Raw genomic sequence first — 14,975 nt, forward strand, 5'->3', positions numbered from 1 at the left:
CGTTGGTGATGAAAAGTCCCCTCGATGAGTAAACCAGTCTCGTGACAACGTCTTATCTAAAACGTCCAGTACGCGCTCTGCTGAGTCGAGAAGAATATCAGCTCCTACAAGACTTGCGGCAGCGAAATCCAGGGCAGCAGCCCCCACAGACCCGCCTCGATATTGGCGATCACATTGCTGATCAGGTTGCTGAAGTCATGGGTTCCTGGCGGTTCATCATCATCCAAAGCCTGCTTTTAGCCAGCTGGGTTGTCCTCAATGTGATTGGGGTATTCCGAGCCTGGGATCCTTATCCGTTTATCCTGCTCAACCTGATGTTGTCGTTTCAGGCCGCCTACGCTGCGCCCATCATTATGATGAGCCAGAACCGACAGGCCGAAATTGACCGTCAGGACGCCCAGCATGACTACGAAATCAATATGAAAGCCGAGTTAGAAATTGAGCTACTGCAAGACAAAATGAACTTATTGCGAGATGAAGAGGTGGTCCAGATCCTCAGCCTGCTTCAGGAACAACAGCAACGGCTCCGACAAATTGAACGTTTATTGGTGGATCCGTTGCGCCCTGATCTTGATAGTAGAAAGGACTAGCTGACAGCATAGGTTGTCAGCTCTTGATGACGTCGCCGCAAATGACTGAGGGCGGTATTTTGCAGTTGTCTGCGGCTAATGCCCAGGTGCTGATCCACCTGGGCGGGGGACAATTTCCGGTTTTCTAATAAGCCGTAGCGCAAAACCATTACTCCCTGCTGTTGCGGGGTCAGGCTATCTATGGGGGCTAAAACACTTTGCTTGATAGCGTCTCGCAGCAGGGTTTCTGCGGGGGCAGCGGTGGTATCGGGCAGCAGACCTTGCAGCTCAGTGTCTTGGTTTTCGCTGACTTTGGTTTCTAGGGAGGGGGTTTACCGCGCCATTTGCAGCATATTGCGCACCTGCTTGAGGTTGAGATTGAGCGCTTGGGCAATCTCTGAAGCTGTCGGTATGCTAGGCTCTGAAAGAGTTCGCGCTGGATGCGTTTGATTTTGTTGAGTTGTTCAACGCTGTGAACGGGTAAGCAAATGGTGCGGGCCTGTTCGGCGATCGCGCGGGTGATCGCCTGGCGAATCCACCAGTAGGCATAGGTCGAAAATTTGTAGCCTCGACCTGAGTCAAGCTTCTCCACAGCGCGCTCTAGTGCAGCACCAACATTAAGAATTGGAATAGGTGATTCCTGAAAGGCTCGATTTATAGAACTTTCAGGAATCAATGATTTCAAAATTTCAGCTTGGCGCACCACTAGGCCAATATTGCCCTCTTGAATTAAATCGGCTAGGTCTAGATTGCGGCGCTGATATTTCTTTGCCACCGAAACAACCGCTTCAATCATCCGGCGCTTGGCCTGCGGCCCCTGTTGCAATTCCTGCTGGAGTTCGCAGGGGCAGCAGGCTGGTTTGGTTCGCCCACTGCTGCACCGTGGGCACTCTTTTAAGGGATTGGCTGAGGGTCTCTTTTAGATCCATTAAGGTCATCATGCGCTTTACTCGATGCCCCAGAGTAATTTCATCCTCAGGCGTTAGCCGAGAAATGCGGCCAATACGGATAAGAGGACAGCACACGGTTATTATCGGCGACAGAGCACTTAGGAATGGTCTGTTAGGATGAGAGGACGTTGCTGATTCCTAGAATGAATCTATTCTTGAAAGCTTCGTCCCGATAGGGTTTCACACATCTGCTCATCCCTCACTTCAGCAGCGCCGTGCGATCGCCGATCGGGATGTTTTTTAGATGAAATACTCTAGGCGGCGAATAGGGCTAGATCTGCCTTTACGTCAACCGACCTAGCAAGATTCAGGGTATTACTGGGGGGAGCTTGGAGCTTGACTAAAACGGGGAGATCCTTTCCGGGTAACGCCACCGTAAAGTAGCCTTGGTCGGCTGGCAAAAGGGCGTTCCACTGCTCCATCTCAATGGGCCTTAGTAGCGAACCAGGCTGACTTTCACCATTCATCGACACCGTGAAAAGCATAGGCAAGGCATTAACTGGCGGCAGATCTGGCAGCATAACTCCATGCCGAAGCTGAGATTCCTTGGCATCGGTAGACTGATCTAGCTCAAAATTAAAACCGTCCAGGGTGGTGACAATTGTTCTAATTTCCATCCTATTTACCTGCGGTAGAAGGGGTTTATTCCACAAACACAGAGATGTGGAGTCCGTGGCATATCCTCACGGTAGAAGCAGGGCTTGGCAGTTCCGTGTCAATCCTGAGACATTACCACCACACACCCGACACCAGCGGTTCATTGCGGCCCAGCACCGCCTGGGTCTCTGGCGGCTAGGTCTCTGGCCCCGCAGCGGTGTCCTAAACCTCTGGGGGAGAGGTCTCTAGCGCGGATCGATCGCGGGGGGCTTGAGCGACCAGGCGGATCTGGTTTTGCTTGACCACCACGGTAATTAGGGGTAATGAACGGGGGGCTGGTCCCCGGACCAGCCCCCCGCAGGATCATATTGAGAGCCGTGGCAGGGAAAAATGAACCGATTTTTCTCGGCATTCCAGGGCACCGTACAGCATAAATTGTAGCTAGGGAGGCAGAGTCAGAGGATTGCCTATTGCCCTAACTCTCGTGGGTGTATTCTCGGCATTCTAGCCGGTTCTTGCCGCTGCCTTTAACGGCATACATGAGCTGGTCGGCCTGGGCAATTAAAGCATCGGTAGACGTTGGCGGGGTATTGAACGTGATAGCGCCCATGCTGAAGCCAATGGGCCATCCATGGTTTTGGCTGAGCTTTTGCAGGTGATGGTGGGTACGAAGCAGGGCAACTGTTGCTTGCCTGCCGTTGATTTGCGGCAGCAAAACTGCAAATTCGTCGCCGCCCAGGCGAGCAACAACGTCACAGGAGCGCACCGTTTCTTTTAGGGTCTGCGCTACGGCTTGCAACAGCCGATCGCCACTGCTATGCCCCAATTTGTCATTGACTAACTTAAAGTCATCTAAATCGAGATAGGCCAGGGTAAGCGGTTGACAATAGCGGCGCGCACGTTCCAGCTCTAGCTCTAGCAATTCTAGAAAAAAGCGGCGGTTATAAAGGCCTGTCAAGTCGTCTACGCGGGCCAATTGCTGCTCTCGAACATAGGCCTGGCGCTGAGAGGCTAGCAAAACGTTGATAATCGCGAAAAATCCAAACCGCACTGCTGCATTCCAGTAGGGCAGAAGGCCCGCATCAGCATGCTTGGCGGCGATATCAGCCTGAAACCAGGCTAAGGTGCAACAAAATGCCACGAATAGCCCCATGCGTGGACCGAGAAACCAGGCGGCGATGGCTAAAGGGATCAGATAGAAGATAGAAAGGGCAACATCTAGCCACACTAGAGCGTCGATAGTCCCAATCAGGACGGTGAGACCGAGGCTTAAACCGACTAACGTTACCTTCGACTGGCGTTCTAAAAATTCGAAAATATAGCGTTTCATCGATCCTTAGGTCATGGGGGTGTACTGCAAGTATGCCCAGGCAATTTTTAGCCCCTAGAACAGCTGGTTACCCACTGACGTGGATTCTAGGCCGCTTCAATGGGTCTGGCTCAGCTTTGCGCAACACCTCGCGGGTTACCAGCGGCACATCCCCTTCCCCAAACAGGATAAATCGCAGCAAATACTGAACTGGATTGCCCTCCACCCACTCGAAGTACACGTGAGGAAGTATCCCGGTTTGATCGCGCAGGTAGAGCAGCAGAGCCGCGATCGCATTGGGCACCGCCGAACTCCGCACCCGCAAAATCCGGTATCCTCCCACTTCCACCCCTTTGACCCGAATCACGTCGATAAACACCGAGGCATCAAAGACCTGCACTTCCAGAAAGATCATCGGTTGAGACATCGGTAGGTGACTGTCCTCCCTCACCTCTTGCTCCTTAAGCTGATACTCCAGCGCGTTTGCTCCCTTTTCTCGGCGATGGGCGATTATCCGCACCGGCTGGGCTTCTAGCTGGTCAATAAACTGGCGGGCAGTGTCATCTAGCTCTACCCCAGTGACGCGCAGTTCGGTAGAGCGAAACACCCGCGAAATCAGCGAGGTGACCACAATTGCGGCGATAAACAACGCCGCAATCCGAATGCCGTCGGGACGCTCAATCATGTTGGCTATGGTGGTGTAGAAAAACACCAGGGCAATGAGACCAAAACCGAAGGCCCCCCGTTTCGATCCGCGATGATAGGCCGCCAGGGTCACCGCCACCGCCGCCGAACTCATCAGCACCAGGACTCCGGTGGCATAGGCACCGCCCTGGGCCTCGACATTGGCGTCAAAAACCAGGGTGACGGCAAAGGCGATCGCGGTAAACACCAGCACCAGGGGTCGCACCGCCCCCGCCCATTCGGGAGCCATGCCGTAGCGGGGCAGGTAGCGCGGCACCAAATTCAGCAATCCCGCCATGGCCGAGGCTCCGGCAAACCAGAGAATCGCGATCGTGCTCAGGTCGTACAAGGTGCCGAAGCCGCTGCCTAAATACCGGTGCGCCAGGTAGGCCAGGGCTCGTCCGTTCGCCTGCCCACCAGGCTTGAATTCCGCCGCCGGAATTAAGACCGTAGTGATCACGCTGCTGGTCAGCAGAAAGAAGCTCATGATCAGAGCTGCCGTCGTCAGCAGCCGATGGGTATTGCGAATGCGGCCCGTGGGATGCTTTTCGGTATCGTCGGGGCTGCCCTGCACCAGCGGCATCACCGCCGCCCCAGTTTCAAACCCCGACAGCCCTAGGGCCAGTTTGGGAAATAGCCATATCGATAGGCCGATCATCATCCATGGACTGCCCTGGGTCGTCGTCAGCGCCCTTTGCCAGTTGCCCAGCAGCGTCGGTTGTTGCATGATCTGATAGCCGCCTACCCCGATCACGACCAGATTGAGGGTGAGATAAATCGCTACCAGGATGACAGCCAGACCGATCGCCTCCTGAAACCCCTTCAGAAAGACCGTCCCTAGCAGCGCCACTAAGATCAGCGTTAACGGTACGGCCTGCCCCTGCAGAAACCCTGAAAACAGCGGGTTCTGCACCAGATGAGCGGTGGCGTCGGCGGCTGATAGGGTAATGGTGATGATAAAGTCTGTGGCGGCAAAGCCCAGCAACACCAGCACAAATAGCTTGCCCTGCCACCAGGGCAACAGCCGCTCCAGCATGGCAATGGAGCCTTCCCCATGGGGACTGAGCTTCGCCACCTGGCGATAGATGGGCAGGGCTGCAAACAACGTCACCAGGATTAAAATCAGGGTTGCGAAGGGAGACAACGCCCCTGCCGCCAGCGCGGCAATCCCCGGTTGATAGCCCAGGGTAGAGAAGTAGTCCACTCCGGTGAGGCACATGACCTGCCACCAGGGATGCTTGAATTTGTGTTCGTCAGCCCCGTCGCGATCTTCGTTCAGTAGCCAGTGGGTCAGATACCGACGGTGCTGCTTCGGCGGAATAATCGGGCTAACCATTAGATTTGAGCTGCTGAAAAGAGCTTAATTACCCTCAATTCTCGCTTAAAAGCTACGATTCTAGGCAGATAATCGTTTGTGCATGATCGTCGTCGGTTACTGTGCAGCTCTCGATCTTGCCGCCTTGGTCAGTGATAACGTCAATCATCTGAGGATACACGATGACGTGGGCATAGGTCGCTGTTCCGACACTCAAAGGGCGGCTCACGGTTACTACCAGGTCGTTACCGTGGTTTGGCGGTTCGTACAGCACAGAGAACAACCGTTTATGACTCAACACCTCGAAATCGCCCATTTGCTGATCTAAGATTTTGAGGGTGATTAATCGGCCCCGATAGTCTGAAGTAAATTGCTCAAAGAATTCTCGCCAGACCTGCGGGGGAACCACGAGCCGATATTGCGTTTGAGATGGCGGTAGATCCATCGTTCATCTCCAATATTTATCTGCCAGCTTAGATTTAAGCCATGCCATTTCGATGGCAATGCCGTGACAACCTATTTCATCTCCCACGGACATATTTTTGCAATGTTCACGACACCGAAAAGGATGTTTCCCCAATGAAAGCTCAAAAATTATCGGCTAAACAGTACGTGCTTATTGGCCTGACGGCGGCGACGCTACTTGTCCCTGTTGGCTCCACGTTCTAGGGCTTTATGTATTGGTAAGGACACAATTCTGGCACGGTTATGACATGTCAAACTGTCATCTTATGAAGTGTCGATAGAAATATACTCTCAGCTTAGAAAAACGCTCTGACATCGGCTAAACACCGGACTGCCGCCCACGTTCTCTAAAATCGAGCTATTCATCCTGAAGCGATATCGAAGTAAAAGGCAAAATATTAGCAGGTTTGGCTTTTTTAAGGCTGATCGTAGCGGCTCCAGCGGCAGCCAAAGGCAGGTGTATCTCTGCTCACACAGCCCAAGATGGCTAGTAAGTCAATGCGGTGCGATCGCAGTTGCGCCCCTTGAAACCTGATATGCCAAGTCCAGCTCGGGATCTGTAGTTCTCCCCCAGGAAAAACTCCACGTCTAGATTTGAATTTGGTTTAGCTCTCCTGCCGTTCTGTCTTGAGATTTCAAACGGTAATAGACCAGCTCTCTTGAGCCAACTCACCTAGTGGTGCAGAAAACTCCTGAAACCCCTATGAATAAAGGATTCTCAACGAGACAGCGGATTTGAAATTTCTCGACGAAGCGAACGAAAGTAATGGATTTCAGCCGCTATTTCGACCGCCTAGCCAGTCCATTATGAGACGCAAAAAAGTTTTCTGCACTACTAAGGCCAACCCATCTACGAAAGGAAATAAGATTATGGATATCCCTATTGGAGCCAAGGTGCAATGTACCGACGGCTACTGCGGCAAATCTAGCCATGTCTTGATTAATCCGATGAGCCAGGCCGTCACCCATGTGGTGATCGGCAACAGCCATTGGCTGGGTGATACCAGCCGGATTGTGCCCTTTGAGCAAGTTATAGAGACCACACCTGATACTATTCATCTACGGTGCTCTCGCACTGAAGTCTTGACGATGGATGAGTTTGTCAAAACTCAATACATTGAGAATACCCTCTATGACCCCAATTTTGTCGGTCTTGATCGACCGATATCATCTCAGGGGCTATGGCTAGACAATCGAGAAGCTTACATGCTCTGGCCCTATGTCACGCCCGATGTTGAGTCTCCTTATGTACCTGTTGAAGAGGAGCAGATTCCACCGGGCGAGATGGCGGTGTGTCGAGGCGCTGAGGTTTGCGCCACTGATGGAGCCGTCGGGCAGGTGGATGAATTTATGGTGGACCCCACCAGCGGGCATATCACCCATCTGGTGCTGAAAAAGGGACACCTCTGGGGACAGCAGGATATTACGGTGCCGATCTCGGCGATCCAGCACATGCAGGAGTATACGGTCGAACTCACCATTGACAAACAGGCGATCGCGGCTCTCCCCAGAATTCCAGTACACCGCTTTCACAAAGTAGCCCATTGAAATACCCTCCCAATCGAGTTGCAGCCAGCCCACCATGAACCCAAAGCACCAGCGGTATTTGGCTCCATTGATTGGGCTGGTTTTATTGGCGATCGCAGCGGTTGTGGTCAGCTATCAGCTTCGAGATTATCAGGTGCAGGATATTGTCGATGGCTTACAATCGCTGCCCCCCGCCCAAGTAAGACGAGCGATCGCCTTTGCCGGGCTGGGCTATCTGGCCATGACGGGGTACGACGCGTTGGGGTTTCTCCATCTGCGGCAGCCGCTGGCCTACCCCAAAATTGCCCTGACTGCTTTTATTAGCTGTGCCTTTAGCAATACCCTGGGCTTTTCCCTGGTCACAGGCAGCGCTATTCGCTATCGGTTCTACGCAAGCTGGGGAATTCCTGCGATCGCGATCGCCCAGGTGATTGCCTTCACCAATATCAGTTTTTGGCTGGGGCTGCTGGCCGTGGGTGGCGGCGCGTTTCTGCTGGCCCCGTTTGAGATTCCGGCCCAGCTGCATCTGCCCTTTCGCTCTACCGCTGGGCTGGGTCTGATCTTTCTCGCGTTAATCGCCCTATATATCGTTGGCAGCGCTACCCTGCGCCAGGGGTTAACGATTCGCCAGCAGCGGCTGCAATTTCCCCAACCCGGCATTGCTCTGGCTCAAATTGCGGTCTCTAGCCTCGATTGGAGTCTAGCGGCAGCGACCCTCTACAGTCTGTTGCCCCAGGCAGCGGAAATAACCTATCTGGGCTTTTTGAAGATCTACCTGCTGGCGATGGCGGCAGGCGTATTAAGCAATGTGCCCGGCGGCTTGGGGGTGTTTGAAACCGTGGTGATTTTGCTGCTGGCGGGGCAACTTTCTCCCCCGGCGGTACTGGCGTCGCTGTTGGCCTATCGGGGCGTTTATTACTTTTTGCCGCTGGCGGTAGCTCTAGTGCTGTTCAGCCTCCACGAGTTTCTACAGTTGCTGAAAAAAAGGACCTTGTAAATAGGGAGCAGTCTGAAGTCTGAGGTTTTCCACAGGCAAAAAATACGGTTAGACACACAGCTGACATGGCATTGGCATACCCACAGCCTAAGGTGACAATCAAGATTTTAAGAGCCCTACATCCCTTCGGTGGTCTCTAGCGCAACCTATCCTGCTTCGCCGCATTTGGCAGGCAATCATTATCGATTGTCTCCGTCGTAGGCAATGCAATAGGACCTATGGGCTCTTGGAATCCCACCCTTGTTATCCCACCCTTGTTATTTGGAGAAAGTCCATCATGAATCATCCAAATCGTGCCGCTCGCTGGTTAACCCTACCCCTACTGGGGCTAGCCTCCACAGCTACAGTTTTGGCCGGTGGGGTTGCCGCCAGGGCAGCCGCTCTGCCCAACCATACGGCTATGCCCACTATGGCCGCACCTACGCAGACCCATCCTATGGCTGCACCTATGCAAACCCATCCTATGGCTGCGCCTGTGCAAAGCGCTAGGCCAGCGGTTTCACCGACGACAGAAGCCATGGCTTCCTTGAGCCATTACTCACCTCAAACCGCTCCAATCCTCAGAGTAGGTAGCCATGGCCAGGTGGTTAAGGATGTTCAGGCCAAGCTAGAACAGGAGAAACTCTATACTGCCAGCATTGATGGTGTATATGGCCGAAATACTCAGCAAGCGGTGAAAACCTTCCAGCGAAATCATCACTTGACCCCAGATGGCATCATCGGTCATCGAACCTGGACTGCCCTCGTTAACAGCTAACCAATCTGGGTGCAGACCGCAGCTCATTGCTGTCGCTAAGACCATACTCTTGGCGACAGCATTTGCTGTATTTCTTCTTCAAGGGGAGGCTGGTAGCAGGGCCAGAACGCCATCGGCAATCAGTTGAACGGCGATCGCCAAAATCAAAAACCCCAGTATGCGGTTGAGCGCGCCCATCCCGGTTTCTCCTAGCCGCTCAATCAGCGGCTCCCCCAACCTCAGGCAAAGGTACAGCACAATCCCTAAACCCACGACCCCCAGCACACAACCAGCGTAGTCACTCCACTGAGTCGCTTTGGTGGATAGACCAATCACCACGCCAATGGCTCCCGGCCCGCTGATCATGGGCACGGCCATCGGCGTAAAGGAGATATCCGCCTGATCTGTGGCGGCTTTGTGTTCCGAGGCGGTAATGCGCTGGCGAGCCGTCACCATTTCCCAAGCGGTATGGCCCACAATGAGACCGCCTGCAATGCGCAACACCGGCAGCGAGAGGCCAAAGAAATTGAGAATCAGCTTACCGCCCAGAAAAAAGACGACCAGCACCAGGACGACGTTAAGCGCCGTCTTTTGGGCCTGCTTCAGGCGGTAGCGCTGGGTGTCGGTCGCCGTCAGACTATAAAAAATGGGAATTGCACCCACCGGATTCGCAATGGGAAACAGCGCCGCCAGGGTGCCAACACTAAAGGAGATGAGACTTTGAAGCATAGGCCAACTGCCCATAAAAGTCGTCGGAGATAGCTAAAACGACTGCTTAGCTTCGGTCACAGAGTCTACCTTAGGCTACTCAATCGTGACTTTGGTTAAAAGCAGCTTAGATCGGAGGTTGCAACCGACCCTGCTACCCCCTTGACACAGCATGGCGACAGGATCGCCATAGCGTTTATCTATAACAGAGATGTTCGCTTCTCATCACCTCAAATCACCTCAAAGAGGTACATCCATGGATAAAATTTTGGCAGGTTTAGCATCTCTGATGGTCGTTGCCACCGCTCCGATGGTGGCCCACGCCCAGACCCCAGCTCCATCTGCACCTGGTGGCACCACAACGGTGGCGCTAACCCAAAACCTAACTCCGTTTCAGCTGGTCAACCTGGCCTACGAGGGTGGTCTCCAGGACCAGGGCATCCCGAGCTACGGACAGTTCGAAAATGCCTATGCCCAGAACAAGGTCGATGCTCACAGCCTCGTTGCAGCGGCTATTCAAGGCCGCTATGTGCCAGCCAACACGGCGCAGGATGGCGGTTATCTCAATGGGGTGCGATTGCAGCTCCGCTCTGTTGCCCCCGATAGCAACAGCTACCGCTTGCCCTAGGGGGGCTGGAAAGTGCTGGGACTGTCGGCCAGGTGCCGCCCCATCTGGTTGGTTCACCCCAGGACCGCTCCAAATTTTGTCATCGCTTCGCTGACCCTATTCTGCTGAACCCATGCAAGGCTTTTCTCGTGAGCGGCGTACTGTTTAGGAAAAACGGCCCCCCGGCCATTTGGCTCATACTTAGCCTACTTTTACTGTCGGCGGGGGGCACGGGCGGTTGGCTATATTGGCGGCATACCCAGCAGCAATCTGCCCAGACAACCCTCCAGACTCAGACCGCTGCTGTGGTGCGTCAAGACATCACGATTAACGTCTCGGCCTCCGGGACCGTTCAGCCCATTACCCCCGTCAATATCAGCCCCAAACAGGCGGGCCGCCTAGTTCATCTTTACGTCGATCAGGGCAGCCGGGTCAAGGCGGGGCAGGTGCTAGCCCAGATGGATGATGGCGATCTGCGGGGACAGCTTATGCAGGCGCAGGGCAATCTGGCGGCGGCCCAGGCCAATCTGCGCAAACTCAAGGCAGGAAACCGCCCCCAGGCCATTCAGCAGGCCGCTCAAAATCTCCAGCAGGCCCAAGATCAGCTAATTGCGGCTCGCTCCACCTACGAGAGCAACAGCCAGCTCTACAAGAGTGGGGCCATTTCTCGCAATGACTACGACATCAGTTTGTCGCAATACAAGGCGGCTCAGGCCAACATCGGCGCGCTGGAGCAGGCGCTCAGCCTCCAGCAGGCGGGCTATCTTCCAGACGATATTGATGCCGCCCGCGCCCAGGTGCAGCAGGCCCAAGGCAGCTTAGAAACAATTCAGACCCAGCTCAATGACACGGTCATTCGCGCCCCATTCGCAGGCATGGTCACGCAAAAATATGCGGATGTGGGGGCGTTTGTCACCCCAACCACCTCCGCCAGCGCCACCACGTCAGCCACCTCATCCTCCATCCTCTCTTTGGCCGATGATTTGGAAGCGCTGGTCAGCGTTTCAGAGAGCGATATCCGCAATATCCACACCGGCCAGCCCGTTGAGTTGCAGGTTGACGCCTACCCCGGTGTTACGTTTAAGGGCGAGGTGCGGCTGGTTGCCCCAGAAGCTGTCGTGGTGCAAAACGTGACCAGTTTTCAGGTGCGGATCAAAATTCTCGATGACGAAAAGCACCAGCTCAAGTCGGGCATGAACCTCACCGCTAGCTTCTTGGTGGGGGAACACAAAGGGGCGCTGTTGGTGCCCACCACCGCCGTAGTCAGCCAGGCCAATGGGGCTGGGGTCTACCTCCAGCAGGGCCAGGGCGATCCGGCGATCCAGCCGATTACCATTGGGGCCACCGTCGGCACCCAAACCGAGGTCTTGAGCGGGCTGAAGGAGGGCGATCGCGTGTTTATCACCTTCCCCGGCCAGCGCCAGCCCAACGGTCAGCCCGTGAAGCCACCCGCCTTCGGCGGCGGTAGCGGCCGCCCTGCTCACCAACGGAGTTAAACCATGGGCGCGCCCAGCCGCACAGGACGAGTTAAATCTCCACCATCAGCCAAACCAGGTCTTAGGCGGCGACAGCGCCGCTTAAATATTGCCGAAACGGTTGGCTTGGCCTGGTCGTCACTGTTGGCCAACAAGGTCCGGTCGGTCTTGACCATGCTGGGGGTAATTATCGGCATTGCGGCGGTCATTGTCATGGTCACCATTGGCCAGGGAGCCCAGGCGCAAACCGATAAGCAGCTCCAATCACTGGGCTCGAACCTGCTGTTCGTACAAAGCGGCACGGCCAATTTTGGCGGCCCGGCCTCCCAGGGGGCGGGCTCGGCCACCACCCTAACCTGGGACGACGCCAAAGCCATCGCAGCCACCAGTGCGGCGGTGGCAGGCGTGGCCCCGGTGCTGAGCAGCCGATCGCAGGTGGTGTGGCAAAGCTTCAACACCAACACCACCGTGCAGGGCACCACCCCCCAGTACGTGCCCGTGGCTGACTTTCTGCCCCTGACGGGCCGCTTCTTTAACCAGGCTGATTTAGATCAGGCGGCTCGGGTGGCGGTGCTGGGGCAAACCGTGGTCAGCAACCTGGGCCTTACGCCCCAAAGCGCCCTGGGGCAAAGCCTGCGCATTCGGGGAGAAGATTTTGTGGTGATTGGCACCCTGGAATACAAAGGGGCCAATCAGGCGCGCGACCAGGATGATGAGGTGCTCATGCCGCTGACCACCATGGCCAGCCGCATCGTCGGCATCAACGCCATCAGCGGCATTGCGTTGAACTCCATTTTAGTGTCGGCTAAAAGCCCCGATCAGATGGATGCGGCCCAGTTTCAGATCACCAACCTGCTGCGGCTGCGCCATAAAATCGTCCCCTCCAGCGGCGACGACTTTATCATTCGCAACCAGGCCGACCTGGTCAACGCCGCCAACAGCGTAGCGGGCACGTTCACGGCGCTGTTGGCGGGCTCGGCGGCTATTTCATTGGTGGTGGGCGGCATCGGCATCATGAACATGATGCTGGTATCGGTGCGGGAGCGAACCCGCGAAATTGGCGTTCGCAAGGCGATCGGAGCGCGATCGCACGATATTCTCTGGCAGTTTTTGATTGAAGCGTTAGTCCTGGCCGTTACCGGCGGCGGCATCGGCATCGCCCTGGGGCTGGGCATATCGGCCCTGGTGGGCGGGGTGCTGGGCTGGCCAGCCCATGTCGCCACTGGCACTATCCTGCTCTCCTTTGGCATCTGTTTGGCCATTGGGCTGTTCTTTGGGGTGGTGCCAGCTCGTCAAGCCGCCCACCTCGATCCTATTACCGCCCTGCATACGGAGTAGAGCCATGCTGATGGTGCTGAGAAATATTCATAAGTCCTACCGTCTGGGCACGAGCGAAATCGAGATCCTCAGGGGCATCGATCTGGATATTGACCAGGGAGACTATGTCGCCATTGTTGGCTCCTCTGGGTCAGGCAAGTCTACCCTGATGAACATTTTGGGCTGCCTCGATCGCCCCAGCCTGGGCTACTACCAGCTGGCCGGGCAAGACATTACCCAACTCCCCGACGACGATCTGGCCGATGTGCGCAACGGGCAAATTGGCTTTGTCTTTCAGCAGTTCAACCTGCTGCCCCGGCTCAGCGCCCTGGAAAATGTGATGCTGCCCATGGTCTATGCTGGCATCCCAAAACCCGATCGCCAGCAGCGGGCCGAGGCCTTGCTAGTGCAGATCGGGCTGGGCGATCGCATGGCCAATCGCCCACGTCAACTCTCTGGCGGGCAGCAGCAGCGGGTTGCCATCGCCCGCGCCCTGGTCAATCAACCCAGCTTGCTGCTAGCCGATGAGCCAACCGGCGCGCTAGACACAAAAACCACCGAAGAAACCATGGCGCTGATGACCGATCTCAACCGCCAGGGCATTACGATCGTCATCGTCACCCACGAGCCCGAGGTCAGCGACCAGGCCAGACGAGTCATTCGAGTGCAGGACGGTGAGCTCATTAGCGATCAAGCTAACTTGCCTCAAACCGCCCTGTAGATAAATTGCACTACCTAGGCCTATCGACAATACTGCCAAGAACAGTGTTTTTCCATGTGGCGTTCATGGCATTTCTCCAAAAGATAAAATTATCAGCGCTAGCGAAGCATTTTTTGGACCGAAAGTTTCTAATTAATATAGAGATAATTTTTTGCAGTTGGATGTCAACAGGATGCCAATTGGGTAGATCTTAAACACGTCTAAACGCCGTCGATTCTCCACAGTTTTAACATCTAACCCTGCCATAGTGGTAGGCATATTTAATTGAGACCATCTGTCCTATCCCCAATATATTGCAATGACTGTATCCAACCCCAAAACTCCTGTGCACGCCAATGTTAGTCGAGAAGAATATCAGCTACTGCAAGACCTGCGACAGCGAAACCCGGCTCAGCAGCCTCTGCGCCCTCGGCTGACTATGGGCGATCGCATCTCTGACAAAGTGGCTGCCGTCATGGGGTCGTGGCCCTTCATCATTATCCAGAGCATTTTGCTCGCCTGTTGGGTGGGCCTCAACGTAGCCGCTTTTATCAAACACTGGGACCCCTATCCCTTTATCCTGCTCAATCTAATGCTGTCGTTTCAGGCGGCTTATGCGGCTCCCATCATTATGATGAGTCAGAACCGGCAGGCCTCTATCGATCGCCAGGATGCTCAGCACGACTACGAAATCAACATGAAAGCCGAGCTGGAAAGGGAGCATGTCAGGTTTGCAGAATTAAGCGAAAGCGTGGAGTATGTAGCTATCGTGACATCTGGTAGCGACCATGACCCCGGAGCAAAAAGCCCAGCTGCAACCGCATCTCGATGCTATCGCTAATATCCTCTACGAAGACAGTGACCCAGCGTCGCTGCAGACCCTCGAAGCGATTGAGTTGAGGGTACGAGAGCAGATCCAAGCCCATGTGAGTCCAGAAGTGGGGCTTTTTTTATCGGTTCAGTCAGCGGTACGCAGACCGGCAAAGAACGTAAGCTCAAAAGCACCCTAGGTGAGCTGG

Annotated in this window: 17 protein-coding genes and 1 pseudogene; 9 read left to right on the forward strand and 9 right to left on the reverse strand. The window is 55.0% G+C overall.

Features of this window, described 5'->3' with window-relative positions; genetic code table 11:
* Window positions 1–41 precede the first annotated feature (41 nt).
* Complete coding sequence (locus tag LEPTO7104_RS36285) at window positions 42–590, forward strand: DUF1003 domain-containing protein (protein ID WP_051158646.1); 549 nt, start codon at window positions 42–44, stop codon at window positions 588–590.
* On the opposite strand, the gene LEPTO7104_RS42045 is transcribed toward LEPTO7104_RS36285, so the two are convergent.
* The 8 genes and pseudogenes from LEPTO7104_RS42045 to LEPTO7104_RS0130385 form a co-directional block, all read right to left on the reverse strand.
* Entirely contained in the window at window positions 587–739 is a 153-nt protein-coding gene (locus LEPTO7104_RS42045) for a hypothetical protein (protein WP_017302334.1), read from the reverse strand. The two genes, LEPTO7104_RS36285 and LEPTO7104_RS42045, sit on opposite strands and share 4 nt — an antisense overlap.
* Before the next feature lie 149 nt (window positions 740–888).
* Entirely contained in the window at window positions 889–1,275 is a 387-nt protein-coding gene (locus LEPTO7104_RS42640; RefSeq protein WP_422879863.1) for a sigma factor, read from the reverse strand.
* A gap of 3 nt (window positions 1,276–1,278) precedes the next feature.
* Window positions 1,279–1,389 (reverse strand): annotated as a pseudogene (locus tag LEPTO7104_RS43960) (sigma factor); the annotation flags it as partial.
* The gene (locus LEPTO7104_RS40825; protein WP_196358207.1) at window positions 1,358–1,594 is read right to left on the reverse strand and encodes a sigma-70 factor domain-containing protein; all 237 of its coding nucleotides are present in this window, start codon (window positions 1,592–1,594) and stop codon (window positions 1,358–1,360) included. The pseudogene LEPTO7104_RS43960 and the gene LEPTO7104_RS40825, both read right to left, overlap by 32 nt.
* Before the next feature lie 179 nt (window positions 1,595–1,773).
* Entirely contained in the window at window positions 1,774–2,136 is a 363-nt protein-coding gene (locus LEPTO7104_RS0130370) for a hypothetical protein (RefSeq protein ID WP_017302337.1), read from the reverse strand.
* Between the two features lie 455 nt (window positions 2,137–2,591).
* Window positions 2,592–3,446 carry a GGDEF domain-containing protein gene (locus tag LEPTO7104_RS0130375; protein ID WP_017302338.1) on the reverse strand — a complete coding sequence of 285 codons (855 nt, stop codon included), beginning with the start codon at window positions 3,444–3,446 and terminating at the stop codon, window positions 2,592–2,594.
* Window positions 3,447–3,513: 67 nt separating this feature from the next.
* Entirely contained in the window at window positions 3,514–5,445 is a 1,932-nt protein-coding gene (locus tag LEPTO7104_RS0130380) for an APC family permease (protein ID WP_017302339.1), read from the reverse strand.
* Window positions 5,446–5,497: 52 nt separating this feature from the next.
* Window positions 5,498–5,869, reverse strand: a complete 372-nt coding sequence (locus LEPTO7104_RS0130385; RefSeq protein WP_017302340.1) for a DUF5335 family protein — start codon at window positions 5,867–5,869, stop codon at window positions 5,498–5,500.
* An 890-nt stretch (window positions 5,870–6,759) separates the two neighbouring features.
* On the opposite strand from LEPTO7104_RS0130385, the gene LEPTO7104_RS0130390 reads away from it, so the two are divergent.
* The 3 genes from LEPTO7104_RS0130390 to LEPTO7104_RS43965 all read left to right on the forward strand — a co-directional run bounded on the left by LEPTO7104_RS0130390 (window position 6,760) and on the right by LEPTO7104_RS43965 (window position 9,170).
* Window positions 6,760–7,437, forward strand: coding sequence for a PRC-barrel domain-containing protein (locus tag LEPTO7104_RS0130390; RefSeq protein ID WP_017302341.1), 678 nt, complete (start codon window positions 6,760–6,762; stop codon window positions 7,435–7,437).
* 34 nt (window positions 7,438–7,471) lie between these two features.
* Window positions 7,472–8,413, forward strand: coding sequence for a lysylphosphatidylglycerol synthase domain-containing protein (locus LEPTO7104_RS0130395; RefSeq protein WP_026073216.1), 942 nt, complete (start codon window positions 7,472–7,474; stop codon window positions 8,411–8,413).
* A gap of 517 nt (window positions 8,414–8,930) precedes the next feature.
* Window positions 8,931–9,170: a peptidoglycan-binding domain-containing protein gene (locus LEPTO7104_RS43965; protein ID WP_225887145.1), complete on the forward strand. Its 240-nt coding sequence runs from the start codon at window positions 8,931–8,933 to the stop codon at window positions 9,168–9,170.
* Window positions 9,171–9,248: 78 nt separating this feature from the next.
* On the opposite strand, the gene LEPTO7104_RS0130405 is transcribed toward LEPTO7104_RS43965, so the two are convergent.
* Window positions 9,249–9,878, reverse strand: coding sequence for a MarC family protein (locus tag LEPTO7104_RS0130405; RefSeq protein ID WP_017302344.1), 630 nt, complete (start codon window positions 9,876–9,878; stop codon window positions 9,249–9,251).
* 235 nt (window positions 9,879–10,113) lie between these two features.
* On the opposite strand from LEPTO7104_RS0130405, the gene LEPTO7104_RS37660 reads away from it, so the two are divergent.
* The 5 genes from LEPTO7104_RS37660 to LEPTO7104_RS36305 all read left to right on the forward strand — a co-directional run bounded on the left by LEPTO7104_RS37660 (window position 10,114) and on the right by LEPTO7104_RS36305 (window position 14,797).
* A complete protein-coding gene (locus LEPTO7104_RS37660; protein ID WP_051158647.1) occupies window positions 10,114–10,485 on the forward strand; it encodes a hypothetical protein in 372 nt (123 codons plus the stop codon).
* 284 nt (window positions 10,486–10,769) lie between these two features.
* Window positions 10,770–11,960, forward strand: a complete 1,191-nt coding sequence (locus LEPTO7104_RS36300; protein WP_017302346.1) for an efflux RND transporter periplasmic adaptor subunit — start codon at window positions 10,770–10,772, stop codon at window positions 11,958–11,960.
* Window positions 11,961–11,963: 3 nt separating this feature from the next.
* The gene (locus LEPTO7104_RS0130420; protein WP_051158648.1) at window positions 11,964–13,277 is read left to right on the forward strand and encodes an ABC transporter permease; all 1,314 of its coding nucleotides are present in this window, start codon (window positions 11,964–11,966) and stop codon (window positions 13,275–13,277) included.
* A 4-nt stretch (window positions 13,278–13,281) separates the two neighbouring features.
* Window positions 13,282–13,977 (forward strand): ABC transporter ATP-binding protein, encoded by a 696-nt coding sequence (locus LEPTO7104_RS0130425; protein ID WP_017302348.1) that lies wholly within the window; start codon window positions 13,282–13,284, stop codon window positions 13,975–13,977.
* A 298-nt stretch (window positions 13,978–14,275) separates the two neighbouring features.
* Complete coding sequence (locus LEPTO7104_RS36305) at window positions 14,276–14,797, forward strand: DUF1003 domain-containing protein (protein ID WP_017302349.1); 522 nt, start codon at window positions 14,276–14,278, stop codon at window positions 14,795–14,797.
* Window positions 14,798–14,975 lie beyond the last annotated feature (178 nt).

Source organism: Nodosilinea nodulosa PCC 7104, from assembly GCF_000309385.1.
Taxonomy (GTDB): Bacteria; Cyanobacteriota; Cyanobacteriia; order Phormidesmidales; family Phormidesmidaceae; genus Nodosilinea; species Nodosilinea nodulosa.